This is a genomic window from Rhizobium sp. LjRoot98, assembly GCF_964252935.1.
In the GTDB taxonomy this organism is placed as follows: Bacteria; Pseudomonadota; Alphaproteobacteria; order Rhizobiales; family Rhizobiaceae; genus Pararhizobium.
Map to the genome: position 1 here is coordinate 1 of NZ_CAXUPW020000048.1, position 2,228 is coordinate 2,228.

The window sequence follows — 2,228 nt, forward strand, 5'->3', positions numbered from 1 at the left end:
ACCAAGCTGGCGTCTGGCTGCGTTCCAATCGACCAACTGATCACCATGCCATCGAAGCAATCTATGATGGGCGAGAGATACACTTTGCCGGCTGGGATCTGGAACTCGGTGATGTCCGTCAGCCACTTCTCGTTCGGTGTTTTCGCATGGAAGTCGCGGTTGATCAGGTTTTCAGGCGCAGGACTGATTTCTCCCAGGTACGAGCCAAAACGCCGTCGCCGTGGTCTGGCGGCGACCAGGCGCTCTTGTTTCATCAATCGCTGCACAACCTTTTCCGAGATTGTCACTGTCAACGCCGGAGAGAAAGTGCACCAAAAACCGGTTTAAAACTGCACCACGCCGCCGGAGTAAAAGTGCACCACTGGGGCAGCATGCATAAGGGCCGGTCGCGACCGGCCCTTATGCATGCTGCGGCGTCGATTGGCAGGCGGCTATTCAGGTTGGATGACTTCCGGCGGTTGTGGTCGCCGGGATTTCCTTGCCGACGCCAGGCGGTAGCTGTCGCCATTCAATTCCAGGATATGCACATGGTGGGTCAGCCGGTCGAGCAATGCGCCCGTCAGGCGTTCCGATCCAAAGACGCTGGTCCATTCATCAAATGGCAGGTTGGACGTAACGATGGTGGAACCGCGCTCATAGCGGCGTGAGAACACCTCGAACAGCAACTCGGCTCCCGTCGCGGACAAGGGGACGTATCCCAGTTCGTCGATGATCAGCAGATTGAAGCGGGCAAGCTGCTTCTGCAGCTTCAGCAGACGTTTCTCGTCTCTGGCCTCAAGCAGTTCGTGAACGAGCGCCGAGGCGGTGATGAAGCCAACGGTGCGGCCCTTGCGGCAGGCTTCCAGACCAAGGGCCAGCGCAATGTGCGTCTTGCCCGTGCCGGAATTGCCGACCGCGATGACGTTCTCATTGCGGTTGATGTAATCGCAACGGGCCAGTTCCAGAACCAGCATCTTGTTCAGCGACGGGATGGCCAGAAAGTCGAAGCTGTCGATGCTTTTGACCGCCGGGAAACCGGCGGCCTTGATCTTGCGCTCGACCATGCGGCGTTCCCGGTCGATTAGTTCCAGCTCAGCGAGCCTCAACAGATAGCGGGTATGATCCACACCCTCGGCAGCACTCTGTCTGGCGACCTTGTCGTATTCGCGCAGGAACGTCGGCAGCTTCAGCACCTTGAGATGATGGGCAAGCAGGATTTGCGGCGTGTCGCTCATGGGTGCGCTCCCGACAGCAGGCTCAGATAGTTGCCCGGTGAGGTCGCGGCCACATGAGCTTTGGGCAGATAGGGATAAACGGTCATGTCGAGCCGTGGCGGTCTGCGCTCCACATGGCACAACACCAGATGCTTGACAGCGTCAAAGCCGATCGTCCCGCGTTCCAGCGCTGCCTCGATGCCGGCGATCACCTGCTCCTGCCGGAAGACCTCCATCAGGCGCAGAACCTGCACGAACTCACGCTTGCCCTTTTTCCCCATCCGGGCTTCCATCAGGCGACGGATGGTGGCGAAGCATTCCGGCAGGTTCCAACCTTGCAGCGGCGCGGCCTGATCCAGCGCATTGGTCTTTCGCTCGATCAAAGCGAGATAGTGCAAGGGGTCGAAGACGAAGTCCTCCGTCTCCCAGGATCGGTAATGGCGGGCGATCTCGTCGGCTCCGCATGAGATCACCACCTCGTCGACATAACCGCGGACTAGAACATCCCTATGCCCGAAGGCGACGGGGACCGAATAGTCGTTGCCCTTATAGCGGACCAGCGAGAGCGAACTCACCCGGCCAGCGCGTTTGTCGCACGGATCGTAGCCGACCACCGGAAGGGGACGAAAGGCAGCGATGTCATGGGGGAGCCGCTCCTCGATCGTGCCATGATGTCCACGCAGCCTGTCCTTCATGCGATGACGGCATTTGTCTTCCAGATAGGCGTTCAGGGCCGCAAAACTGGCAAAGGTAGGCAGTGGGACCATAAAATTGCGGCGGCAATATCCGACCAGGCCTTCGACCTTGCCTTTGTCATTGCCCTTTCCCGGACGGCCGAAACGATCCTCGAACAGGTAGTGCGAATGCAGCTCGCCAAAAACCCGCGTGCGCTTTCGTTTGCCGTCGCCCAGTATCCGGGCCACCGCGATCTTCGTGTTATCATAGAGGATCGACAGAGGAATCCCGCCGAAGAAGGCAAAGCCCGATACGGACCATCGCAGAAGGCTTCCGTCGTCTCTGCCGGATAGGCCTTTA

1 protein-coding gene and 2 pseudogenes are annotated in these 2,228 nt (G+C 59.2%); all 3 read right to left on the bottom strand.

What is annotated here, in order from left to right; all coding sequences use genetic code 11:
- Window positions 1-290 (bottom strand): annotated as a pseudogene (locus tag ACSQ3J_RS31250) (DDE-type integrase/transposase/recombinase); the annotation flags it as partial.
- A gap of 141 nt (window positions 291-431) precedes the next feature.
- Complete coding sequence (gene istB / locus ACSQ3J_RS31255; protein WP_436041186.1) at window positions 432-1,214, bottom strand: IS21-like element helper ATPase IstB; 783 nt, start codon at window positions 1,212-1,214, stop codon at window positions 432-434.
- A pseudogene (locus ACSQ3J_RS31260) lies at window positions 1,211-2,228 on the bottom strand (Mu transposase domain-containing protein); the annotation flags it as partial. The gene istB and the pseudogene ACSQ3J_RS31260, both read right to left, overlap by 4 nt.

Excerpts from the sequence above, each read along its gene's own strand:
- istB (WP_436041186.1), bottom strand. The coding sequence starts at position 1,214 with ATGAGCGACACGCCGCAAATCCTGCTTGCCCATCATCTCAAGGTGCTG.